At 68.9% G+C, this 22656-nt stretch carries 17 protein-coding genes and 3 pseudogenes; 2 read left to right on the plus strand and 18 right to left on the minus strand.

Annotation, left to right across the window (positions count from 1 at the left end; all coding sequences use genetic code 11):
• Positions 1-52: 52 nt before the first annotated feature.
• The 12 genes from SGFS_RS01595 to SGFS_RS01650 form a co-directional block, all read right to left on the minus strand.
• Complete coding sequence (locus SGFS_RS01595; RefSeq protein WP_286247007.1) at positions 53-1519, minus strand: CoA transferase; 1467 nt, start codon at positions 1517-1519, stop codon at positions 53-55.
• Positions 1516-2967 carry an aldehyde dehydrogenase family protein gene (locus SGFS_RS01600; RefSeq protein ID WP_286247008.1) on the minus strand — a complete coding sequence of 484 codons (1452 nt, stop codon included), beginning with the start codon at positions 2965-2967 and terminating at the stop codon, positions 1516-1518. Before SGFS_RS01600 ends, SGFS_RS01595 begins: the two co-directional genes overlap by 4 nt.
• A 34-nt stretch (positions 2968-3001) precedes the next feature.
• A complete protein-coding gene (locus SGFS_RS01605) occupies positions 3002-4537 on the minus strand; it encodes an aldehyde dehydrogenase (RefSeq protein ID WP_286247009.1) in 1536 nt (511 codons plus the stop codon).
• A 36-nt stretch (positions 4538-4573) separates the two neighbouring features.
• Positions 4574-5818: an NAD(P)/FAD-dependent oxidoreductase gene (locus SGFS_RS01610; protein WP_286247010.1), complete on the minus strand. Its 1245-nt coding sequence runs from the start codon at positions 5816-5818 to the stop codon at positions 4574-4576.
• A gap of 17 nt (positions 5819-5835) precedes the next feature.
• On the minus strand, positions 5836-6159 hold the full coding sequence (locus tag SGFS_RS01615; RefSeq protein ID WP_286247011.1) for a 2Fe-2S iron-sulfur cluster-binding protein: 324 nt from the start codon (positions 6157-6159) through the stop codon (positions 5836-5838).
• A gap of 46 nt (positions 6160-6205) precedes the next feature.
• Positions 6206-8515: a CaiB/BaiF CoA-transferase family protein gene (locus SGFS_RS01620; RefSeq protein WP_286247012.1), complete on the minus strand. Its 2310-nt coding sequence runs from the start codon at positions 8513-8515 to the stop codon at positions 6206-6208.
• Positions 8515-9321, minus strand: coding sequence for an enoyl-CoA hydratase/isomerase family protein (locus SGFS_RS01625; RefSeq protein ID WP_286247013.1), 807 nt, complete (start codon positions 9319-9321; stop codon positions 8515-8517). The genes SGFS_RS01620 and SGFS_RS01625 overlap by 1 nt, the downstream gene beginning before the upstream one ends.
• Positions 9318-9731, minus strand: coding sequence for a Zn-ribbon domain-containing OB-fold protein (locus tag SGFS_RS01630; protein ID WP_286247014.1), 414 nt, complete (start codon positions 9729-9731; stop codon positions 9318-9320). The genes SGFS_RS01625 and SGFS_RS01630 overlap by 4 nt, the downstream gene beginning before the upstream one ends.
• A gap of 8 nt (positions 9732-9739) precedes the next feature.
• Positions 9740-10876, minus strand: a complete 1137-nt coding sequence (locus SGFS_RS01635) for a thiolase family protein (protein WP_286247015.1) — start codon at positions 10874-10876, stop codon at positions 9740-9742.
• A 186-nt stretch (positions 10877-11062) separates the two neighbouring features.
• Complete coding sequence (locus SGFS_RS01640; protein ID WP_286247016.1) at positions 11063-11923, minus strand: SDR family NAD(P)-dependent oxidoreductase; 861 nt, start codon at positions 11921-11923, stop codon at positions 11063-11065.
• Positions 11920-13161, minus strand: a complete 1242-nt coding sequence (locus SGFS_RS01645) for a cytochrome P450 (RefSeq protein WP_286247017.1) — start codon at positions 13159-13161, stop codon at positions 11920-11922. Before SGFS_RS01645 ends, SGFS_RS01640 begins: the two co-directional genes overlap by 4 nt.
• A 108-nt stretch (positions 13162-13269) precedes the next feature.
• Complete coding sequence (locus SGFS_RS01650) at positions 13270-13917, minus strand: GntR family transcriptional regulator (RefSeq protein WP_286247018.1); 648 nt, start codon at positions 13915-13917, stop codon at positions 13270-13272.
• Between the two features lie 279 nt (positions 13918-14196).
• On the opposite strand from SGFS_RS01650, the pseudogene SGFS_RS01655 reads away from it, so the two are divergent.
• Positions 14197-14558: pseudogene (locus tag SGFS_RS01655) on the plus strand (transposase); the annotation flags it as partial.
• Positions 14559-14898: 340 nt separating this feature from the next.
• Here SGFS_RS01655 and SGFS_RS01660 read toward each other — a convergent pair.
• Positions 14899-15507 (minus strand): hypothetical protein, encoded by a 609-nt coding sequence (locus tag SGFS_RS01660; protein ID WP_286247019.1) that lies wholly within the window; start codon positions 15505-15507, stop codon positions 14899-14901.
• A 28-nt stretch (positions 15508-15535) separates the two neighbouring features.
• On the opposite strand from SGFS_RS01660, the gene SGFS_RS01665 reads away from it, so the two are divergent.
• A complete protein-coding gene (locus SGFS_RS01665; RefSeq protein WP_286247022.1) occupies positions 15536-15718 on the plus strand; it encodes a hypothetical protein in 183 nt (60 codons plus the stop codon).
• A 394-nt stretch (positions 15719-16112) separates the two neighbouring features.
• On the opposite strand, the gene SGFS_RS01670 is transcribed toward SGFS_RS01665, so the two are convergent.
• From SGFS_RS01670 to SGFS_RS51685, 5 genes and pseudogenes are all read right to left on the minus strand, one after another.
• On the minus strand, positions 16113-17285 hold the full coding sequence (locus tag SGFS_RS01670) for a fructose-specific PTS transporter subunit EIIC (protein ID WP_286247024.1): 1173 nt from the start codon (positions 17283-17285) through the stop codon (positions 16113-16115).
• A 385-nt stretch (positions 17286-17670) separates the two neighbouring features.
• Positions 17671-18861: a chymotrypsin family serine protease gene (locus tag SGFS_RS01675; RefSeq protein ID WP_286247025.1), complete on the minus strand. Its 1191-nt coding sequence runs from the start codon at positions 18859-18861 to the stop codon at positions 17671-17673.
• A 523-nt stretch (positions 18862-19384) separates the two neighbouring features.
• Entirely contained in the window at positions 19385-21658 is a 2274-nt protein-coding gene (locus SGFS_RS01680) for an ATP-binding protein (RefSeq protein ID WP_286247027.1), read from the minus strand.
• A gap of 247 nt (positions 21659-21905) precedes the next feature.
• Positions 21906-22189: pseudogene (locus SGFS_RS51680) on the minus strand (transaldolase family protein); the annotation flags it as partial.
• A pseudogene (locus tag SGFS_RS51685) lies at positions 22190-22600 on the minus strand (transposase domain-containing protein); the annotation flags it as partial.
• Positions 22601-22656: the final 56 nt, after the last annotated feature.

Raw genomic sequence — 22656 nt, forward strand, 5'->3', positions numbered from 1 at the left:
CAGTGCCCTGACCGCGGCACTTGTTCTACGGCCGGGGCCAGTCCGGTCGCCGTCAGCCCGAGGCGGACCACATCGGGGCAGAGGAACCTGCCGCCTCGAAGGGCCGCTCCCAGAACAGCGGGGTCTCCTCGATCGCGACGGGAAACCGGAGCCGCTTCACCGGACGGCCGTCACCGCTGACGAAGACGCGGTCCTCGTACGGCCCGTCGAGGGGCAGGCGGATCTCCGGTTCCTCGGCGACGTGGCCCGTGCTGATCAGCATCGCGGCGGTCCGGGCGAGCGAAAGACGGGAAACCGAGCCTTCGCCTGTTCTCACTCGGTGCGTCAGCCCCCGGATCACGGCGGCGGCGATCTGGTACCCGGTCGCGAAATCGAGTGCCTCGACGGGCAGGTGCCGGGGCCGGTCGGCCCCGACCAGTCTGCCGAGCGCGTTGATCGGTGTCCTGTTCTCCGGGTCGGCGAGGGCCCAGGCCGTCGTCGCGTCGGCGAGGCCGCTGCTGAACTGGACGAGGGTGTCGAAGCCTCTGCGGTCCTTCCACGGGCCCGTCCAGCCGTACGCGTTGAGCGCCACTTCCACCAGGCCGGGCCGTACGGCGGCCCGGGCCTCCGGGGCGACGAGGCTGTCCAGGCCCCCGGGGCGGTATCCGTGGACGAGCACGTCCGCCTCGGACAGCAACTTGAGGAACCGGTCGCGGCCGTCCTCGGTCCGCAGATCGAGGAACGCCCACCGCTTGCCCAGCATGATGTCGCTGCCCCGCCCGAAAACGCTGCTCTCGTCGGAGCCAGGTCGGTCGATGCGCAGCACCTCGGCACCGCAGGCCGCCAGGAACCGGGTCGCCATCGGTCCGGAGATGACCCGGGTGAGGTCGAGTACGCGAATGCCGGCCAGCGGACGTCCCGGTGTCGGCTTCCAGGCGTCGCCGCCCGCTTCACCGGTTTCGATGTGCACGATGGGTTCCGTGGCCACGGCCCGGCCCTGAGGGTGTCGTCGCCATTCCTCGACCGAGCGACTGACGGCGACGGCCGCGCCCGCGTCCACCAGGAGCCGCTCGACGTCCTCCGCGGGATGCTTGCGGATCTCGGACTCGAACTCGCCCCGGTCCTCCCTCGTTCCGAGTGCGCGCGCGATGCGGGAACGCAGCGTCGGAAACGTCGCCTGCATGCGAAGCCACCGGTCGTCGGCCGTCTGGAACTCGCACATCCAGGTGTGGGAGACGGGCTGCCGCACCGAGGGGTCGAGGGGCTGAGAAGGGCCGACCGGCAGATCGAACCATCCGCTGGCAAGAATCCGGTCCACCCGTACCCGCGGTCCCTCGCCGCCGACCGTGGCGAGGAGGTCGCTGAGGGCCAGCCCTGCTGCGGCGAACGACGCCGCGGCCAGGTCGGTCACCGCGAACGGCGACCGCAATGCCCCGTGTCCTTCGAACCGCACTCGGTCCAGTGCTTCCTTCTCCCCTCCCAGGGAGTCCCAGATCTCGGAGAGGAAACCCCGCGCGGCGGGGTGATCGGAGTCGTTCATGGCGCCGTCCTTCCCGTGGCCGCCGGTGCGGGGAGCTGCAGTGCCTTCGGCTGGAGGAACTCCTCCAGCCCGTGGACGCCCAGTTCACGGCCGTTGCCGGACTGCTTGTACCCGCCGAAGGGCGCGAGCAGGTTCAACCGTGCGCCGTTGATGTGGACCATGCCGGTGTCCAGGCGGCGGGCGAACGCGACGGCGCGTTCCTCGCTGGCCGAGAACACCGCGCCGGACAGCCCGTACAGGGAGTTGTTCGCGATCCGCAGGGCGTCCTCCTCGTCCGCGTACGGCATGAGGACGATGACCGGGCCGAAGATCTCCTCCTGGGCGATGGTCATGTCCTCGGTGACATCGGCGAAGACCGTGGGGCGCACGTAGTAGCCGGTGAGCAGGCCGGCCGGGGGCTCGACACCGCCGGTCACCAGCCGGGCACCCTGGCCGACGCCGTCGACGATGTACGCGCGCACCCGGTTCCGATGGGCCGCCGAGGCGACCGGGCCGACCTGGGTCCGCTCGTCGGCGGGATCACCCACCACCGTGCTCTCGGCCGCCTCTTTGGCCAGTTCCACCGCACGCTCGTAGGAATCCCGGTGCACGAGCATCCGGGTCCACGCCGTGCAGGTCTGGCCCGAGTTGCTCAGGACGTTGGCCACCCCGTCGCGGACCGCGGAGTCCAGGTCGGCGTCGGGGAGGATGATGTTGGCGGACTTGGCGCCGAGTTCGAGTGCGACCTTCTTGACGGTGGCCGCCGCGAGTTCGCCGATGCGCTTTCCGGCTCGGGTCGATCCGGTGAAGGAGACCATGTCGACGTCCGGATGGACGACCAGCGCCTCACCGGCGACGGACCCGATGCCCGGCACGAGGTTGAAGACGCCGGCGGGGAGTTCGATGGCGTCGACGATCTCGGCGAGAAGGTAGGCGTTGAGCGGGGTCACCTCGGACGGCTTCAGCACGACGGTGCATCCCGCGGCCAGGGCGGCCGCCACCTTGGCGACGACCTGGTGCAGCGGGTAGTTCCACGGGGTGATGGCGGCGACCACGCCGACCGGCTCCTTGACGACGAGATAGGTGGCGATGCGCTCCTCGAACTCGTACGTCTCCAGCAGCCGGGCATACGACTCGGCGACCGCGATCGGCAGCCCTGCCTGAACCCTCGCCGAGAGCTGCCGCGGCGCGCCCATCTCCGCGGTGACGGTCGCGGCGATCTCGTCGGCGCGCTCCACCAGGCCCTGGTGGAGCCGGTCCAGGAAGGCCTTGCGTTCGGCGGGGGTGGTGCGGGACCAGCCGGGCAGCGCCGCGCGGGCGGCGGCGACGGCCGCGTCGACGTCCTTCGCGGAGGCGGCCGGCACGGTGGCGATGACCTGCTCGGTGGCCGGGTTGACCACCTCGGTCGTCTCGTCGCCGGAGGCCTGACACCAGGCGCCGTCGATGTAGAAGTTCTTGTGTTCGAGCACGATGTCCGGAACTCCCTCTTCGTGGTGGCGCATGTCAGTGGCGGCCGAACATCTGCGGGTTGCCCTCGTCGATCCAGACGGACTTGGTCTCGGTGTAGTCGTCGAGCGCGTCGGGGCCCAGTTCGCGGCCGATGCCGCTCTGCTTGAACCCGCCGAACGGCACGGCGTAGTGGACGACGCGGTAGGCGTTGACCCAGACCGTGCCGGCGCGCAGCCGCTTGACCATGCGGTGGGCGCGGCCGATGTCCGGCGTCCACACGGCAGCGGCGAGACCGAAATCGATGTCGTTGGCGAGCCGGGCCGCGTCCTCCTCGCCGCTGAACCGCACGACACTGGCCACGGGCCCGAAGATCTCCTCCTGTGCGAGCCGCGAGGAGTTGTCGACGCCGGAGAAGACGGTGGGCCGGACGAAGAGGCCGCGGGCCAGCTCCGTGGTAGAGGCGTCCCGGACACCGCCCGCGGCCAGGCGCGCCCCTTCGGACTGCCCGATGTCGATGTAGTCGAGGACCTTGTCGAACTGGTTGCGGCAGGCGAGCGGGCCCACGTCGGTCGCCGGGTCGAGCGGGTCGCCCAGGACCAGCTTGTCCGCGGCCGCCGACAGGGCGTCGACGAACTCGTCGTACACGCTGTCCTCGACCAGGACCCGGGAGCCTGCCATGCAGGTTTGCCCCGTCGCCGCGAAGATGCCGCCCATGACGCCGTGCACGGCGTTGTCGAGATCGGCGTCGGCGAAGACGATGTTGGGTGACTTTCCGCCGAGTTCCAGGGTGACCCGCCCGATGCGGGGTGCGGCGGCGTTGAGCATGGCCTTGCCCGCAGCGGTGGAGCCGGTGAACGCGATCTTGTCGACGCCGGGGTGGCCCGTCAGCGCGGTGCCGGTGGGCTGTCCGAAGCCGGTGACGACGTTGACGACGCCCTTGGGATAGCCGGCCTGCTCGCAGAGTTCGGCCAGGCGGAGGGTGGAGGTGGGGGTCACCTCGGACGGCTTGATGACGAGGGTGCAGCCGGCCGCGAGCGCGGGGAACAGCTTCCACGACAGCAGGGTCAGCGGGGAGTTCCACGGGGTGATCGCCGCGACGACGCCGACCGGCTCGGGCACGGTGTAGGCGGTGAAGCCGGGGTGGGCGGGGAGGGTGGAGCCGTGGTGGTTCTCCGCGAGCCCTGCCACGTAGCGGGCGTGCGCCGCCATCGCCCGCGCTCCGGGCAGCATCTCGCTGACGAGTTTGCCGTTCTCGTGGATCTGGATGAAGGCCAGTTCCTCGGCGTGCTCCTCGATGAGGTCGGCGAGCTTGCGCAGCAGGCCGGCGCGCAGCGAGGCGGGGGTGCGGGACCAGCCGTCCTCGTCGAAGGCCCGCCGGGCGGCACGCACGGCCCGGTCGACGTCGTCTGCGGTGGCGGCGGGGACGCGGCCCCAGGAACGGTTCTCGTACGGGTCGAGGCAGGAAAAGGTCTCGCCGTCGGAGGCGGGGACCCACTCTCCGTCGATGAGCATCCGGTAGTCGCGGTCCGTACCGGCCGGAAAGCGCTCCGAGCGCGAGGAGGCCGCCGGGGCCGCCGTGTGGTCCGTCATTTCTCGTTTTCCCATCTGAGTGGTGCCTTGCATGGCTCAGAGCAGTTGCTTGAGGGGGACCGACAGGTCGCGGAGCGCTTCGGGGGCGACCCTGGCCCGTGCCGCGACCAGCTTTCTGGCGGCGGTGAAGTCCCGGGGGCTGCAGACCACGTCCGCGGCGCGGACCAGGCCGTCCTTGAGGTAGAAGGCCGCGAACGACCGCCCGGTCTCGGTGGTGCCACGGATCACGACCTCGTCATAGCCGGTGGACAGCCCTGTGGTCTGGAGCTTCACGTCGTACTGGTCGGACCAGAACCACGGGATGGCGGTGTACGGCTGAAGGCTCCCGGTCACGGTGGCGGCGGCGACCCGCGCCTGCTCGGAGGCGTTGGGCACCGACTCCAGTCGGCGGCGTCCGCCGTGCTCACCGCAGGGGTGGCTGGTGCAGTCGCCGATGGCGAGGACGGCGGGGTCCTCGGTACGGCAGTACTCGTCGACGACGATGCCGTTGTCGACGGCGAGCCCGGCCTGTTCAGCGAGTTCGGTGTCGGGGACCAGGCCGATACCGACGAGGACAAGGTCGGCGTCGATCCGCTCGCCGCTCTTGAGCTCCACGGCGGCCACCGAGCCGTCGGAGGCGAAGGCGAAGCCGGTCACCGCGGTGTCGACGCGGATGTCCACGCCTTCCTCGGTGTGCACCCGCTGGTAGAAAGCGGAGACCTGCGGCGCGGTCACCCGGGCCAGGACACGGGGCAGCGCCTCGAGGACCGTCACGTCCAGCCCGACCTGCCGGGCGACCGCGGCCACCTCCAGTCCGACATAACCGCCGCCGACGACGGCCAGCCGGGCGCCCGGCACGAAACGGTGCCGCATGGCGGCCACGTCAGCGAGGGTCCGGAGGTAGTGGACGTTGGGTGCGGCGTCCAGTCCCGGGGCAGGCAGTCTGCGCGCCCGACCGCCGGTGGCGAGCACCAGGTGCGCGTACGACAGCCGCTCACCGTCCGCGAGGACCACGTGGCGGGCGGTCCGGTCGATCGCGGTCACTCGGGTGCCGGTGCGCAGGTCGATGCCCTGCTGCTCGTACATGGCAGGCGGCCGGATGTACAGGTCCTCGGCCGTGGCCTTGCCGGACAGGTACGCCTTGGACAGTGGCGGGCGGGCGTAGGGGTAACCGGGCTCCGCGCCGACGAGCGTCACGGGCCCTTGGTGGCCGGCCATGCGCAGGGCGGCGACGAAGTCCGCGCCGGCCTGACCGCCGCCGACCACGACGATACGGTCGGTCGCAGTGGGTTCGATGTGCATGGTGTCTCCCGCCCGTCCTACTTCTGGGTCTTCGGGATGTGCACGACGATGCCGTCCAGCGAGGCGTCCAGCGTGATCTGGCAACACAGCCGACTGGCGTCGGTCGGTTCCTCGGAGGTCGCCTCCAGCATCTCCTCCTCGTCCTCCGACCGCGCGGGCAGCGCCCCGAGCCACTGCTCGTCCACGAAGACGTGGCAAGTGGCGCAGGACAGCTCGCCACCGCACTCGGCGACGATTCCGGGCACCAGATTGGCGGTGGCGGCCTGCATGACAGAGGCTCCGTCGGAGGCGTCGGCCTCCTGCTTGGTCCCGTCCGGACGGACGAATACGACACGGGGCATGGCGGTCTCCTGATCGAGGTGTGCGGGTGCGGGGTGCGGGAGGAGGTCAGTGGAGGGACGACGGCCGGTCAACGCCGCCGAGGAGCGCGTCGAGGGCGTGGTCGTCCAGGTGCTCGGCGTTGTCTCCGAGGGCAGGCGCGGGAGCGGGGTCGGGCGGCGTGTGGCCGTGCAGGATCATGGGGAATCCCTTCAGCCACTCCGGGACGCGCAGTGCCGCACGGCGCTCGCGGTAACGGGGGTCGCGGGCACGGTCCGCCGCGGTGTTCACGGGTACGGCGGGAACGCCCGCGCGGCGCAGTTTCGCCACGGCCTTGTCACGGGAGTGCCGGGCCGTCCACTCCGAGATGGTCGAGTCGACGGTGTCCTGGTGGTTCAGCCACCAGTCCTCCGGCTCATGGCCGGGCAGTGCGGTGATCACCTCGGCCAGCGCCCGCCGGTGTCCGGCGCTGGTGCAGGCGATCGCCAGCCAGCTGTCGGGCTCCGCGGTGGGGTAGGTGTCGTGGGGGGTGGCGCCGGGGCGGCGGTTGCCGTCCGGTGCGGGCATGCGCCCCGTCCAGACGTACTCGCCGAGCTGATCGGCCAGGGTCCAGGCGACGGCCTCCCGCTGCGAGACGTCCAGGTGGATGCCGCGCCGGCCGCTGGTGACGGCGTCCGCGACCAGCGCGGCACCGACGAACGACACCACCTGATCCGGATAGTTGACGTCGCCGCCCGACCACATGGGCCGCTCCCCCGGGTAACCCGTGACGGCCGCGAGGCCGGAGAGCAGGTCCAGAGTCGAACCGAAGGAGCCGTACGAGGCCTCGGGTCCGAAGACGCCCTGACTCGACAGGGACAGGTAGACCAGATCGGGGTTGAGCCGGTGGGCGGTGGCGTAGTCGATGCCCATGCGGGCGGTGACGCCCACGCGGAAGTTCTCGACCAGAACATCCGCCCTGCGGATGAGCCGGTGAGCGACGGCCCGGCCGTGTTCGGTTTTCAGGTCGAGGCTCAGACCGCGCTTGCCGGCGTTGTTGGAGGCGAACATCGGGGAGGCCGGTGCCTGTGCCCCGGCCGCCTTGTCGGCGCTGCCCGGCATCACCCACGCCCGGAACGGGTCCGGGCGGCCCTGCGACTCGATCTTGATCACGGTCGCGCCGTAGTCGGCGAGCAGGCGGCTCGTGGCCGCCCCGGCTGTGATGGTGCCGAAGTCGAGAACCACCAGACCGTCCAGAGGTGCCGCGTCCCTGTGCTGCCCGGCCGCGCTCGCGCGCGGCGTGCGGGCCGCCGCCGGCCGTGGCCCGGCCGTGAAACTGCCATCGTCGTCGCCCGACCGGGGTGCCGCTACCGTGGATGACGGCGCTCCAGGCACGGTCCACGGAGGGCCGACCACGGGGGTGTCCCTGCGGCGCATACCGGGCGGAAGGACGAAGCCCCGGGTGCGTAGCTGTTCGTCGGTCATCAGCCTCTCTGCGTCGGCAGCATGGCCGAAGGGCAGTCCGAGGCGCTGCGCCTCGGTGTACAACTCCACGGCCTCACGGCTTGCCGCCGCCTCCGCGATCACGGCCCACCACTCCTCCGAGCGCCGGGCACGCTGCTCGACGTCGTCGAGGCCGGGCGCACTCAGGCGCGGGTCGCCGAACAGCTCGACAACAGCAGGCCACTGGTGTGCGGAGAAGATCACTCCGACCCAGCCGTCCTTGGCCCGCACCACACGCCAACCTCCCTGCGAGGAGCCCGCACGCTTCGGGACCCCACCGCCGAGGTCGTGAAGGACGTCGCTCTTCCAGTCCATATAGGCGGCGACGTCGCTCAGGGCGACCTCGACCACGTCGCCGCACCCGGTGCGGTCGCGGTTGCGGAGGGCGAGCATGGCGCCGTACAGGCCGACGAAGGCAGCCGAGTGCGCACTCTGTTCACCGCCCAGGCTCAGCGGGCGACGGTCCGGCTCACCGACCATGGTGGCCAGTCCGCCGTACGCCTCCGCCAGGAGACTGTCGCCGACACTCTCGGCGTACTCTCCGGTCAGCCCGAATGCGGTGAGCGAGACCATGACCAGACGGGGGAAGCGTTGCCGGAGCTCTTCGAGGTCCAGGCCTTCGGCGGCGGCCGCGGCCGGCGTGAGATCGGTGATCAGGACGTCGGCCGTGGCGAGCGGGCTCGTCTCGTCGGCGGCCAGTTGCTCGGGGTGGAGGACGGCGCTGCGCTTGCCGGCGCCCAGGGCCGCGAAGGTGAACTCCCTGGCCCGCAGCGGCGTACCGGTGGGCGGTTCGCACAGCAGCACGTCGTGGCCGAGGGCGACGAACAGGCGTCCGCACGCCGCTCCCGCGACCGACTCGGTGACCTCGACGACCCGGAAGGTGCGCTGCCCGGACATCAGCCCTGCCCCGGGTTTCGCTCGCCCGACCGGAACCGGTCGAGGCCCTCGGCCAGAGCGGTGCTGCGGCCGCGGAGTTCATCGGCGATCTCATGGCCGTAGGCGATGGCCTCGGTCCACTCGGAGATCTCGCCGGGGATCTTCCACAGTGCCTTCTTCGACCACTCCAGCGCGGTCGCGTCGAAGGAGGCGACGCGTTCGGCGAGGGCGGTGGCCGCAGCGTCGAGGTTCTCCAGAGGAACAGCGCGGTTGACCAGCCCCCACTCGGCCGCGGTGGTGCCGTCGATGCGCTCGGCGGTGAGGACCAGCCAGGCCGCGTGCTTGGGCTTGAGCCGCAGTTGGGCGGCCGGACCCGCAAGAGTCGGGTAAAGGCCGAAGCCGATCTCCGGCATGCCTATCTGGGCCTCGTCGGCCGCTACGGCCAGGTCGGCGACGTTGATCAGGGTGGAACCGCCGCCGAGGGCGGCGCCGTTGACGGCGGCGATGACGATGGCGGGGTGGTTGCGGATCTCCTCCTGTACGGCCGCCCACTCGCTGCGCCGGTCGAGTTCCGCGTCCCCGGTGCTGACGTCGCCCTCCTTGAGATCGACGCCGGCGCAGAAGGCGGGGCCGTTGCCGGTCAGGATGATCACCTTGGAGCGGCCCCGGCACTCGTCGAGGGCGCGCACGACGCCGACGCGGGCCGCCCGGTTCATGGCGTTGCGCTTGTGGGGGCGGTTGAAAGTGATGCGGGAGATGCCGTTGTCCACGTGCTCGACGAGGACGACCTGGTCAGTCTCGGCCGGGGAGGTTGTGGTGGCGCTCATCCGGACACCACCTTGAACTTCGGGATGGCCCGGTCCTCGGAGATCTTCTCGAAGACGACCTCCAGCGGCATGCCGCACTCCAGATGCTCCGGCGGGTCGACGAGAGTGGTCATCAGGTACGGCCCCTCCTCCAACTGGACGAAGGCCACCAGGTAGGGGACCTCGTCGGCGAAGGCGGGGAAGTACTTCTGGTGCATGACGATCCAGGACCACAACGTGGCCCTGCCGCTCGCCGGGCGCCATGCGAAGTCCTCGCCGAGGGTCACCGGGTCTACCGGCGACTCGGGGTAGCGGGGGGTGCCGGAGTCGCCGTACTGGAGTCGGAGTTCACCGGCGAGGGTGCCCTCCCAGAAGTCGCGGTTGGCGTCCGTGACGGGCGGGAGCATCTCGACGAGTTTCTGATTGTCCATGGGTGTGCTCACTCCCCGACCAGGATGTGCGATGTGGTGATGGGTGAGGCGCAGATGTACTGGGCGACGTTGCAGTCCGTCACCTGTCGGGGGCCGGCCTCGCCGCGGATCTGGCGCACGGCCTCGACGTGGTGTCCCCAGCCCTGCATGTAGCTCTCGCCGGTGTGTCCGCCTGCGGTGTTCACCGGCATCTCGCCGTCGCGCGCGATGCGGTCGCCGGTCACCCACTTCCATGCCTCGCCACGCGGCGCGTGGTCGAAGCCCTCCAGGCTGAACAGGACGGTGGGGGTGAAGTTGTCGTAGATCTGCAGGCAGTCCATGTCCTGCGGGCCGTAGCCCGAGGCGGTGTACACGCGCCGAGCCACGTCCTGGGAGGCGGAGTGGAAGAAGTCCGTGCTGGTGTAGTAGTTGCTGACGCTGGCACGTGCGGCGGTGGCCGCCACTCGTACCGGCCGCTTGGCCAGGTCGCGGGCCTTCTCCAGGGTGGTGAGGATCAGCGCGACGCCGCCGTCGTTGATGATGCAGTAGTCGTACAGGCGCAATGGGTCGGCGATGTAGCGGGCGCCGAGGTACTGCTCCTCGGTGATCTCCTCGCGCATCACGGCCACGGGGTTCAGGGCGGCGTTGCGGCGGTTGTTGATCGCGATCGGCGCGAGGGCGCCGTCGGGCACCCCGTAGTCGTGCGCGTAGCGGCGGTACATCATGCCGACGTACGCGCCTGGCGACGTCATGCCGTACATCGCGTCGTAGCGCGTGGTGGGGCTGTCGGTGTAGGCGCCGCCGTAGGTCATCTTCACCGAACGGCCGTTGTTGCCGTAGACGCAGGCCACGACATCGGCCTGTCCGGTCTCGATCAGGGAGACGGCGTGCTGGACGGCGACGCCGCTCATGCGGCCCGATCCCTCGAGGGCGTTGATGACACGGGGGCTGGGGATGCCGAGCACATGTGCGCCGTGCTCGTAGTGGATGCGGGCGGTGAGGAGGCCGTCGACCTCGTCCTTGCGCAGGCCGGCGTCGTCGAGCGCGAGGCGCAGGGCCTGCGCGCCGAGGGCGTAGGCGTCGCGGTGCGCGTCCTTGTTGGCGTAGAGGGCGCCGAAGTCGGTCTGGCCGACGCCGACGATCGCCACTTGCCTTCGTTCAGGCATGGTTCAGTCCTGAGTTCTGGTCATTCCAGGAATGACGGAGTGACGCGATGGGCCGTCATGGCGCGGTTTCCGCTGCGCGGCCGCCGATCGCGGAAAGGTGAGGGGTGAAACGGAGAATCTGAGGGGGCGGGTGACCCTGGAGCCGACTGCCACGCGTGGGGTGGCGCGGACGGTGAAGGGTTCTGCTCAGCCCTGGGAGAAGGGGCACTTGGACGCGTCGCCCGTGCCGCTGTGAGCGTGGTCGTCCGGACCGTCCAGGAGGGGAAGCGCCTGGATGTCGGCCATGAGATCGCGGGCGTGCTCCATGGCGAAGGCACGGCTGTGCGGGTTGGTCGCGATGATCGCCGTGCCCTTCAGCAGGCCGTCGAACGCCATACCGGCCACCACAGCGGGCTCCTGGGCGAACGGTTCGATAGCGGCGGCCGCATGCGGATCGGCGGCGACGAGTGCGCTGACCCTCTCGGTGCGGACCCAGCCGGGGGCGAGGAGGGAGACTCCGACGCCGAAGTCCTTCAGGTCACGGCGTGCCGTGTCGGTGAGGCCGAGCGCGGCGTACTTCGACGCGGTGTACGTACTCATGGGCATCACATGAGGCGGAACGCCGAGAGAGTGCTCGGAACCGGTGTTCAGTACGTACGCCGGTCCGCCTCGCGCGGCGGTGTCCTTCAGCAGCGGGGCGAACGCGTGGACGACGTGGAACATGCCCAGCACGTTGACGTCGAAGAGACGTTTCCCCTCGCCCGGGTCCACGTCCTGGAGTGCACCGGCCACACCGATGCCGGCGTTGTTGCACACCACGTTGACGGTGCCGAACCGCTCGACGGTGGCCTCAGTCAACCTTTTGACCTGCGAGTAGTCCGAGGTGTCGGTCCGCAGCCAGTCCGCTGTGGCACCGTCGGCCCGCAGGCTCTCCACCGCCGCGCCCGCGTCCTCCACATCGGCGATCATCACTCGGGCGCCGCGTGCTGCGGCTTCGCGGGCGAGGGCCAGTCCGACACCGGTTGCCCCTCCGGTCACGACGACGACAGCATCCGTCAGAGTGGTCATGGGCGGGCCTCCTGGCGGCCGGTCGTGGTGACGGTGACGGGCAGGGACAGGAGCTTGTTGATGAAGGTGCTCCAACCGCGCCTGGGCTCACCGTTCAGGGCGATGGCGATACCGCGGCGGTGCATCTCCTCGAAGAGGATCTTGAGTTCGAGCTTGGCGAGGTTCTTGCCGATGCAGTGGTGCGGACCGTTACCGAACGCCATGTGCTCGTTCGAGGTCCGCAGCGGGTCGAAGCGGTGCGGGTCGGCGAAGACGGCCGGGTCGCGGTTGGCGGCGGTGAAGAACATCTGCACCAGGTCGCCCTTGCGCATCCGCGTGCCGTGGAAGTCGACGTCACGGGTCACCGTGCGAGCCATGTTCATGGCCGGGGTGACGTAACGCAGAAACTCGTCGACCAGCCCACCCAGGTTGTCGGCGGCGACGGCCCGGTCGGCGGCATCGGCGATCTGCGGGTCGTCCAGGACCAGTCGCATCGACTGGGCTATGACCGTGTGCGTCGTCTCGAATCCGGCGATGAGGAGCAGGGTGAGATAGTGCAGGTACTCCGGCTGACTGATCTCACCGCGCTCGGCGCACTGGGCGAGCACGGTGGCGAAGTCGTCCTGGGGGTCTCGCAACTTGTCCATGCGCAACTGTTCCAGGTACGCGTGGACGTCCGGGAGCAGCGCCAGTATGGACTCGCCGCCGTTGGGCTGCTCCGCGGCGTCGAAGATCGTGAGGGTCCAGTCCACGATGCGCTGGCGGTCCCGGTGCGGCACGCCGATCACCCGTGCGATGACGCGGGACGGGACGATGGCCGCTACGTCGCCCACCCAGTTGACCTCGCCGTGGACGGTGATGTCCTCCAGCACCTCCACGACGATCTCGCGGACCCAGGTGTCGAAGTTGGCGATGACCCGCGGTCCGAAGGAACGGGCGGCGGCCCGGCGCAGCCGGCTGTGCTCCGGCGGGTCGTTGTACATGATGTTGTGGCTGAACTCGGGATGCGGCGCGGGCAGGGTCGGGAAGAACGGCCCCCACTGGGAACTGAAGACCTCAGGGTTCCGCTCGATCTCGACGATGTCGGCGTGCCGGGTGACGCACCAGAAGCCGCCGTTGAGCGTGCCCGCCTTGGCCGGCTGCCAGTACAGCCCCGGCAGTTGCCTGACCGCGTCGAAGGTCTGATGGGGTACGCCGGAGGCGAAGGTCGCCGGGTCCGACAGGTCAGGTATCGCCGGGGCGATGGTGTCCGTACTCATTTCCGCACTTCCTTGTGCTCTTGGTGTTCTTGCCGACTTCCTCGGCTTCTTCGGTGTCTTCGGGTTTCTGGTCCATGAGCCGCTCAGGGGCAGCCGTCCTCGAATCCGTCAGTCGGCTTCCAGCTTGAGCAGGCCCATCGCGACCTTGGCGGACGCTCTGGCCGCGGAGACGTGCCGACGAGCCACCTCCGCCGCGTCGGCAGCGGAACGGCGCCGGACGGCGTCGATGAGATCGGCGTACTCCTGCTTGGTGACGGCCATACGGCCGGGGGTGGCGGCCGAGATGCGGCGCAGGGCGTGGATCCGGCCGTAAAGGCCGCCGAGCAGTTCCGCCAGCATGGGGTTGCGGCAGCCGGCGAGCAAGATCCCGTCGAAGCGGTCCAGCACGTCCTTGTTGGCGTCGCCCCCCGGGTTCAACTCTTGGGTGACGGAGGCGAGTTCGTCGACCTCTTCCTGGGTCGCACGCTCGACGAACAAGCGCACCGCGAGCGGTTCGAGTTCGGCGCGGATCTCATAGATCTGTTCGATCTCCTCCGCGGTCGGAGTGGTCACCCGCAGTCCTCGGCTGGGCGACTCCTCGACCAGCCCTTCGGCCTGGAGACGCCTCAGCGCCTCCCGCACGGACGTGCGGCTCACTCCGGTGAGCTCGGTCAACTCGCGCTCGGTGAGTCTGCGACCAGGCTGCAGGGCCCCGTCCAGGATGGCCCGGCGCAGCGCGTCGACCACCTTGTCCCGTACGAGCTTGTCCTGCGTCACCCGAAGATCGAGTCCAGACCCGGCCACGTCACACCTCTGCTTCCCAGGGATGAACTTTGTATGACGGAATACAGAGTGCCGTGTGCCGGGAGCCATCGTCAATGGGGCAGAGGGGACCTTCTTGTACACGGCAACTGTGCGAATGATCAGGGCCGCCGAGATCCATGTGCATAAGTGCGGGCGACGACTGCCGGGGGGGGTGACGTCGGCGATCACGCCGGCGGCCAGACCTCCCAGGTAGCCGGTCTCCATGGTCATCGCGGCCAGGCCACTGGCCAAGGCGGCCAGCTCGCGGACCTCGAACTACGCCAGCGCCGAAGGGCCCGCTGTCAGGACCGCGTCCGAAACGCCCGCGACACCGGCCTGCGGAACCTTCCCCTGCACGAGATCGCAAAGAACCGGATCTGGCTGGAGATCGTCTCCCTCGCACTCGACCTCCTCGCCTGGATGGCGATGCTCGCCCTGACCGGCCAAAGCCGCCGCTGGGAAACCCAAACGGCTTCCGCCTGCGCCTGTTCTCCGCCGCCCAGCTCGTGCATACCGGACGCCGTCGTTGGCTCCGCTTCACCGCCCGATGGCCCTGGACCGACGTCATCACCCACGCGATCGACCGGCTCCACACCTTGCCGAACCCCGGCTGACCAGCCACTTCGACCATCTCACCAACCCGCACCACCGCACCGGCGAGTGGAACCCGGCGCCCACCCGACGCGAGAGCCGGGCCCTCAGCCTGCCCCAGCCCCGAAAAGACGCCACCACGCAGCCACAAAGTCCCCGTCAGCAAGCAGCAGGCTGACGGGGACTCGTGAACGATCGAGGCTGGCTCTCGTAGGACTTACGGTGTGTCGGTGTGACTCCTGCAATCGCGGGCCACGCTGTAGTGGTCATCCACTCGGCGGGACGTGCATCACGAGGGGCCGCTGCCGTCATGCCGGCAAGTACCGTAGTGAACGCGTCACCTGAGATCGGCTACCGAAAGGATCACTTTCCGGTGGGTGCGGGTGCCTTCCTGACGGGCTTGGCGGACGCCTCCTTCTTGGTGAAGTACTTCTTGGCGTGCTTCTTGCCGGAGTGCTTCTTCGGGGAATCGTCTGACGTGCCACCGGCGGCCGACTGCGCGGCGCCGCTCCCCGCAATGATGCGGATCTTGCCGCCGTAGGTGGTGACAAGGGGAGCTGTGACCGATGACGGTGCCGAGGTGACCACCACCACGGTGTCCTCTTCCGGGTTGAAGGATGCTCCGGCGTCGAAACCGGCGTTCAGTATCGTCGTGACGGCGTTGTCCTCGATCGCCGAGATCTCGGTCATGCCGGTGAACTGGCTGTCCCATGCAGCGTAGAGGCCGAAGGTGGTCCACGGCGTCCAGTCGGCGGGATACTGCAGATTGGCAGGGGCGGTCGATCCAGCGGGGAACAACATCTCTGGCACGCCGTCGTCGTCCACGAACTCGGCGAGGGCGCCGTTGTAGTCGCCGAGCTGTACGAACTTGGCCCAGTCCTCGTCACTGATCCCCGCGTTCGTCGGGTCTTCAATGATTGCGTACGACGGGGCGATGCCCACCGCGACTGACGCAGACACGAGGCCGCCCACCAGGAGCGCCCTGAACATCTTTCGCTTCATGTTATTCAACCTCGCCGTGTTCTTTCAGGCCGCAGATTATTTCATCCGGGGCACATTGGTGATTGGTGGCCGCCGAGCCGATTTCTCGATATTCCAGGAAAGCTGGCTTGCTTTCTATTGTTGGGCCCAGCCCATCGATGCACAAGACTTTCTTGGCTCGCATCAATTCTGCTTTTTCTGAACCCATATTTCCGCTCGCGGCGCCTCCCTATGGGGCGAACGGGCCCGGCATCGGTCGTTCAGGCGCTCGGTCGAGTTCCGCTGATGGCGGTATCCGGTGCAGCCGCGCTTGGTCGCGCGGGGCGCGGCACGTCCAGGGCCGGTGCTGGGAAACGCGGCTCCCCATCCTGCGGGGAATTCGGGCAGTGCGGCGATTTCCAGCCCTGGCCGCTTAATAAGGTCTGACGGTTTTCGCAGCGCGCCGGAAAGCCGGCGACAGGCGTTCCTGTCAGGTCAGGTGCCGCCGTTCCGTCAGAAAGGGCGGGGCGCTGTGGGTCGCGGAGAAATGACGGCAGTGGGCGGAAGGGCCTGGCTTCACCCAGGCACTTGCCGCATGGACTATGCCCGGAAGGGGCTCAGACAGCAACGGACATCTTTGGGCGAGCGCCTGTGGTCGCGGTGGCCGGTGCGGTGCGGCGCAGGCTCTTCAGCGCGCCCGCGACGCCTGCCGTGACCAGGGCGCCGGCGGCGACGGCGGCGGTGAACAGCAGCGGCTTGCCGAGTTGACCGGCGGCGAAGAAGCCGCCGTAGGGGACGGCCATGGTCGAGCCGAAGGTCATGATCAGCACGCCGGTGACGGCGCCTCCGGCCATGGAGGCCGGGATCACCCGCAGCGGGTCGCGCAGCGCGAAGGGGACCGCGCCTACGGGGGCGGAGACCACACCGAGCAGCCAGGCCACCTTGCCGTAGTTCCGCTCGGCCTCGGTGAACAGCTTGCGGCGTACCCCGGTGGCCAGCGACATGCCCAGTGCCGGAACCATGCCGGCCGCCACCACCACGGCCATGAACGTCATGTGGGCCGGGGTAGGGACGTACGAACCGATGCCCCCGAGGGCGTAGGCGAAGGCGGCCTTTTGGACGGTCCCGCCGAAGTCGCAGCACACGATCAGGCCGAGCACCAGACCGAGCACGACGTGGTGGTCGGTGACTTCGAGTGTGACCAGCTTGTCGTAGAGCCACGCGTCGAGTTGGGCGATTTGGGGGGCGACGAGCGCACGGAAGAACACGACCGCGGTGAACAGGGTGGCGACCATCGGGATGGCCGCGTCAACCATGAGAGGTCGCCATCTGGCCGGGACGTTGATCCGCTGGAGTGCCCGGGTGGTGACGCCGGCGATCACGCCGGCGGCCAGACCGCCCAGATAGCCGGTCTCCATGGTCATCGCAGCCAGGCCACTGGCGAAGGCGGGGATCACGGCCGGCCGGCCGGCGATGCCGTAGGCGGTGTACAGGGCGATGGCGAGGCCCAGGAGATCCAGGGTGATGTTGCCGGTCTGCAGCAGTGCCACGGCCCAGCTGTCAGATCGCAGCCAGGAGAATCCCTGGCCCGTGACGTTGACCGACAACGCGGTGATCCCCCAGCCCCCGATCGCGTAGGCGAGGGCGACCAGCAGGCCGCCGAGGGCGGTCAGGGTGGCCAGATGGCCGGTACCGGCAGCAAGCCACAGGCCGAGCCTGGTGACCGCACGGCGGCCGGGTGCGGCGTACTGGTCCATCGGTGCCGGGGAGACGGACGAGGTGGGGGACAAGATCAAGCTCCAGGGTTGTGCGGTACCGCCCAGCAGGACGGCTCGGGGTGTTACGGGTGGGTGTGTCGAGAAGAACTGGGATGTTTGGGGACCTGACGGAGCGCGGGGAGGAGGGCATTGCAGCGGACGTGGGGGCGGTGGCACACGGAGTGGGTCTGGGGGCGGGTGCCGGTCGCTCCGTGAAGAGCAGCCGACACCCGTCTGCTGGGGCCACGCCGAACCCACTGCCCGGTCTGTCGCCCACGATGACCTGCCGGGTGGCGCTCAGACATTCCCCGGTCCGCCGGACCGGAGAGGGGCGGCAGTGCCTGGCGGCCCGACCCTCGGTGCCACGCCCGTCGGTAAGGGCCGCACCTGGCTGCTTACGCCCCGCTGGCCGCGGCGATTAGGAGGTGGATACGCTGCCACCCCACTTGTCATGGACGAACTGCGCCTTGACCCCGTACATCCGGTACTGCGTACAACCGCAGGCGCCCTCGTACCACGAGACAAGGCCGGAGTGGCTGCCGGTGGCACTCGTGGTGTATTGGTCGTGTGGCACATGGACGGGAGCACCCGAGTCACCGGCCGCGGTGAGCGTGCCGTTGTTGTTGGTTCCACCCCGGTTGTAAGTGAAGCCGTCCGCACTGTTGTTGTAGTGGGAATGGCCGTTGCGGTCATACCAGCTGAAGCCATAGTTGGTGGACGCGATGGGGTGGCCACAGTGGTTGTACGTCGTCTGCCCACTCACGCAGACGTGCAGGCCGGTGTACATGCCCGAAAGGCTCCCGGTCTGCATGTTCGATGTGCTGCTGTAGTAACCGCCGGTGTAGATGTGGTTGGAGTACTGGTAACCGACGAATGCTTCGAGGTCACCTCCCCCGTAAGTCCCCCCGAACCTCTTGACCCACCCCATCCAGCGGTTGCTTCCGCTGTTCTGGACGAGTTCGTTGTTCAGGAAGCAGTGCCCCGCAGTGGTCAGCATATCGGCCGACTGGCCGTTGTCGGGATTGACCGCCCGAATTTTCCATCCGGCCGTACAGGTCCCATGGTTGTTGTGGATCGAGGCCCCTCCGTAGAACCGCTCATAGTCGTCGAATCGCGTGGCCTGTTGTTCGAAGCGCGACTGGACCACTTGGATCTTGTCGCCATAGGAATTCTTCAGTGCTTCCCTGATGCTTTCGGGGGCGTCGGTGTTGACCACCACCGTGTCCTTCTCGCCGTCATAGAACGCGCCGAGGCCATACTTCTTCGCATCCTTGTGCCACTTGGCTTCCCCAATCCCCTTCTGGATCTTGTCCACCTCGTTCTTGGTGAACTTGCTGGTCTTGACGGTGACCTGGATCCCATCCGGGACCTCCGCCACCACCTTGACCTTCTCGTCGGCAGACGCGCCCGCGGGCAACGTCAGTACCGGACCGGAGTCACTCGTGACACCGAACACGCCGAAAGCGGAGTGCTTCTTGGCGACCTTGTCCAGTTCCTCCCACTGGGCCTGGCTCGGCTTCTTCGCCGCTGCTGCGGCCGGCTCATCAGCCGCCCATGAGGGGGTCGGGCTTGCCAGGGATACCGCGACGACTGCGGCCCCGATCGCCATTCTGGCGAGTCTCTTCGATTTCATGGATGCTCTCACTTTCATCTTTCTTTCCGCTAGAGCGTCAATCGAGAATTCGAACCATGTGACTCGTGCATTGAAACGTTTCACAATGCAATTCTCGGATCTGGTCTGGAAAAATCAGAGATGCATGCGATCCCTCGACGTCGAATGATCAGGCCTTCGCATTCGGGGACCCGACGACCCTCACGGCTTGACGTCAGAAGGGCACCGGCGCGGAATTTCCTCGTCCGGTGAAATCCCCCCATCCTGCGCGAAAGTCGCCTCACACCTTTTGGGTGTGCTGTCCTTCAGGCGAATTACGCCTACCCTTTCGACCTATGCGCTGCCGCGTCCAGCCAATGTGACAGCCGCCACCGCCGACGGCAGACCCTTGTGTGGGGCCGAGCCGCAGCATGAAGGAGGGACCAGGAGCTGCCTCAGGGGTGACTCGGTTCCGCCTTGGTGGGTTGCAGCAATCATTGGTGCGCGACCGCCGGCGCACCATGGGTGTTTTTGCGGATACTCAGGAATTGGGTAGCTGGTTCGCCGCCCACCATGCCGCGATCTGGGTACGGCGGCTGAACCGGAGCTTGGCTCGAATGTTGTCGATGTGGCGGTCCACCGTGCGCGGGGAGAGGAAGAGTGTTGTGGCGATCTGCCGGTTGCTCATGCCCTTGGCCACCAGCGCGGCCACCTCCCGCTCCCGGGGGGTCAGCGGGCTTGGGACAGGAGTGGCGGGAGTCGTGGCGACGGGCTCGGGCCAGGGGCGCAGGGCGTAGGCGATGGCCTCGTCGGGGCCGCGATGGCGGCCGCCCTCCGCGAGGGCCTTCTCGTAAGCCGCCGGGCCCAGGGCCCGTACAACTTCCTCCTCGCACCGGTCGTGCTGCTCGGCCGTGTGCGGGCCGAACGCCGAGATGGATGCGTCGAGGTCCCGCCACAGGACACGCGTGGCACCCAGCAACCGCCCCGCCTGCTTGTGGTCACCGCCCGCGGCGGTGACCCAGGCAAGCTGCTCCAGCATCACGCCGACCCTGATGTAGTGGTTGAAGCCCTGCTCGTTCTCCAGCGCGGCCCGGAGCCGTGCCGCAGCCTCCGCCAGGTCGCCGCGCCTACACGCGTCGTAGCTGAGCGCCCACTGCACAAATGCGCGGACCAACCGCCCGTCATGCTCCGCGGCAAGGGCGAGCGCCTGCCTGCAGGTCTCCGTGATGCGTGGATCCCCGAGGTGGTACTGGGCGATAGCCATCAGAGCCAGCGCGTGGGCCATCCCGATCTCCTCGCCTGTCCCGCTATGAGCGGCTGCCGCTTCCTCCAACAAGGACACAGCCTCCTCCAGCCGGCCGCCGAACAACGCCAACGCGCCACGCAGGCTCTGGACGTGGGCGCACACCACCGGGTCGTCCAGCTGTTCGCCCAGCTCTGCGGCCTCGTCCAGCCACCGGTACGCCAAAGCGTGATCGCGCTGCAGCACCGCCACCCAGGCGGCGACCCACAGCGCCCTGGCCCGGGCCCGGGTGGGGTCGGGTGCGGCGGCGAGCGCGTGGTCGAGCCAGCGGCGTCCCTCACCGAGGAATCCGCCCTCGCACCAGTGGAAGCGCAGCGCGGTGGCCAGCGCCAGGGTGGCCTGCGTGTCGCCGCCCTGGACCAGCGCCGCGCGCAGATTGGCATGCTCCGCACGCAACCGGGTCAGGCTCTCCTGCTGGCCGGGGCCGTACCAGCCGTCGGCGTTGCGCTCGGCGAGGGCCAAATAGAAATCGTGGTGCCGTTGTAGTGTCTGCTGTTCTTGGCCGGATTCAGCGAGCCGGTCCCGCCCGTACTGGCGGATGGTCTCCAGCAGCCGGTAGCGCGGCAGGCCCTCGCGCTCGGTGGGCACCACGATCGACTGAACGACCCGTCGATCGAGGAGATCGAGTACCTCGTCCCGGCCGATGCCGTCGCCCGCGCAGACGGCCTCGGCCGCGTCCAGGCCGAAGTCGCCGGCGAAGACCGACAGCCGGTGCCACAACAGCCGTTCGTCGGGGGTGCACAGCTCGTGACTCCAGTCGATCAACGCGCGTAGCGTCCGCTGATGCGGCCGGGCGACCCGGCTGCCGCTCGTGAGCAGTCCGAAGCGGTTCTCCAGCCGGTTCACGGCCTCGTCGACGGTGAGGGTCCGCAGCCGGGACGCGGCAAGCTCGATGGCCAGCGGCAGCCCGTCCAGGTCGTCGCACAGTCGGCGGACCTGGGCGCGGTTACCGTCGGTGATCTGGAACTCCGGGCGGACGGCGGTGGCCCGGTCCCGCAGCAGCTCCACCGCGTCGTCGGGCTCCAGCGGAGGAACAGCGAAGACCCGCTCGCCGTAGACTCCCAGCGCCCGGCGGCTCGTCGCCAGTATGCGCAGCGCCGGGCAGGCCGACAGCAGCGCGTGGGCCAGATCGGCGCAGGCGTCGACGAGGTGTTCGCAGTTGTCCAGCACGATCAGCGCCCGGCGGTGCGTCATAAAGGCAGCGAGTTGGTCGATGACCGGTCCGGTGCCCAGGTCCGGCATCCCCAGCGCGGTCGCCGTGACGTTCGCCGCCAGCGACGGGTCCCGTACCGGCGCCAGATCCACCAGCCACACACCGTCCGCGAATTCCGCCGCCGACGCGGCGGCCGCTTCCAGCGCCAGGCGTGTCTTGCCCACCCCGCCCGCGCCGGTGAGCGTCAGCAGCCGCGTCGTCCCCAGCCGGTCGCGCACTTCGGCGAGGTCGTGGCGCCTGCCCACGAACGTGGTCAGGGTCGCGGGCAGTTTCCCCACGTCTGATGTCCGGATGGTCACGACCTTCTCGCCTTCCAACGGCTCGCAATCGTCCTGGAGCACCAAGGACGCCTGTCTGCGGTGGCAGCACGCTTCGTTGCGGGCGGTTGGGGCGCAGGCCCGATGCCGTACGTACCCCAGCGACCGTGCCCATCCGCGGCAGATCGGACACGGTCGCGTTTATGCCACTGAACAGTATCCAGTGGTCCATAGGCCCCAGGCGCGGGCTGTGACTGAGTTCTCACCAGTCACAGGACTGGTGAGGGGGCGCCTCGGTGCTCTCGGCGAAGCACGGGTCGACCTCGATGGACACCCAGCCGTCGCGACCTCCGGTGCGGTCGTGGACCGGGCGCAGGATGTCGGCGGCATCACGGACGTCGGCGGTGGTCATCTTGCGCACGGCTTCCTCGCCTCGGATGGCGAGGTCGGCCCTCTTGTCCTCACAACCGCAGCCGGGATCACCACCTGGAAGATGGCAGGGGACGTGGTGACACCGACGACGTACCGGTTGGCGATCAGCTCGGCGAGATTCCCGGAGGTGATCCGCTCGCGGGGGACGGACAGGCTCCCGCAGCCGTCGAAGGCCACCGTGCGGCAGTGCACTCCGGGTGTTGATGGCTGGGCCAGCGCGCCGGCCAACACGTCGAACAGCCGCTCGAGAGGGGCCACCCCGACCCGCCGACGCAGATCGCAAGGTGCCTTCTCCGAAGGCTGCGGCACCCGGGCGGCCAGGCCGGCCCCGAGTTTGCTCCACACCAGTCCGGTGCCCAGATGCTCGAACAGCCCGAGCGCGAGCACGAAGTACACCCCGCCGCGAGAGGGGAGGCTCCGAAGTCGTCGCTCGCGAGCCCCGCTCTCGTCCAGTGCCGCATCTACCAACTCGGGCGGGATGACCTGCGTTAACTCACCGGCATGACCAGGCGCGAACACGTCATCGGTTCCGCCCGTGACAGACTGAGCCACTGGGCCGCCGCTTTCTCAGGAAGATCTTGGTCGATCCCCTGGATAGCAGAGTCCCC

Origin of the sequence: Streptomyces graminofaciens (assembly GCF_030294945.1) — a bacterium.
Classification (GTDB): domain Bacteria; phylum Actinomycetota; class Actinomycetes; order Streptomycetales; family Streptomycetaceae; genus Streptomyces; species Streptomyces graminofaciens.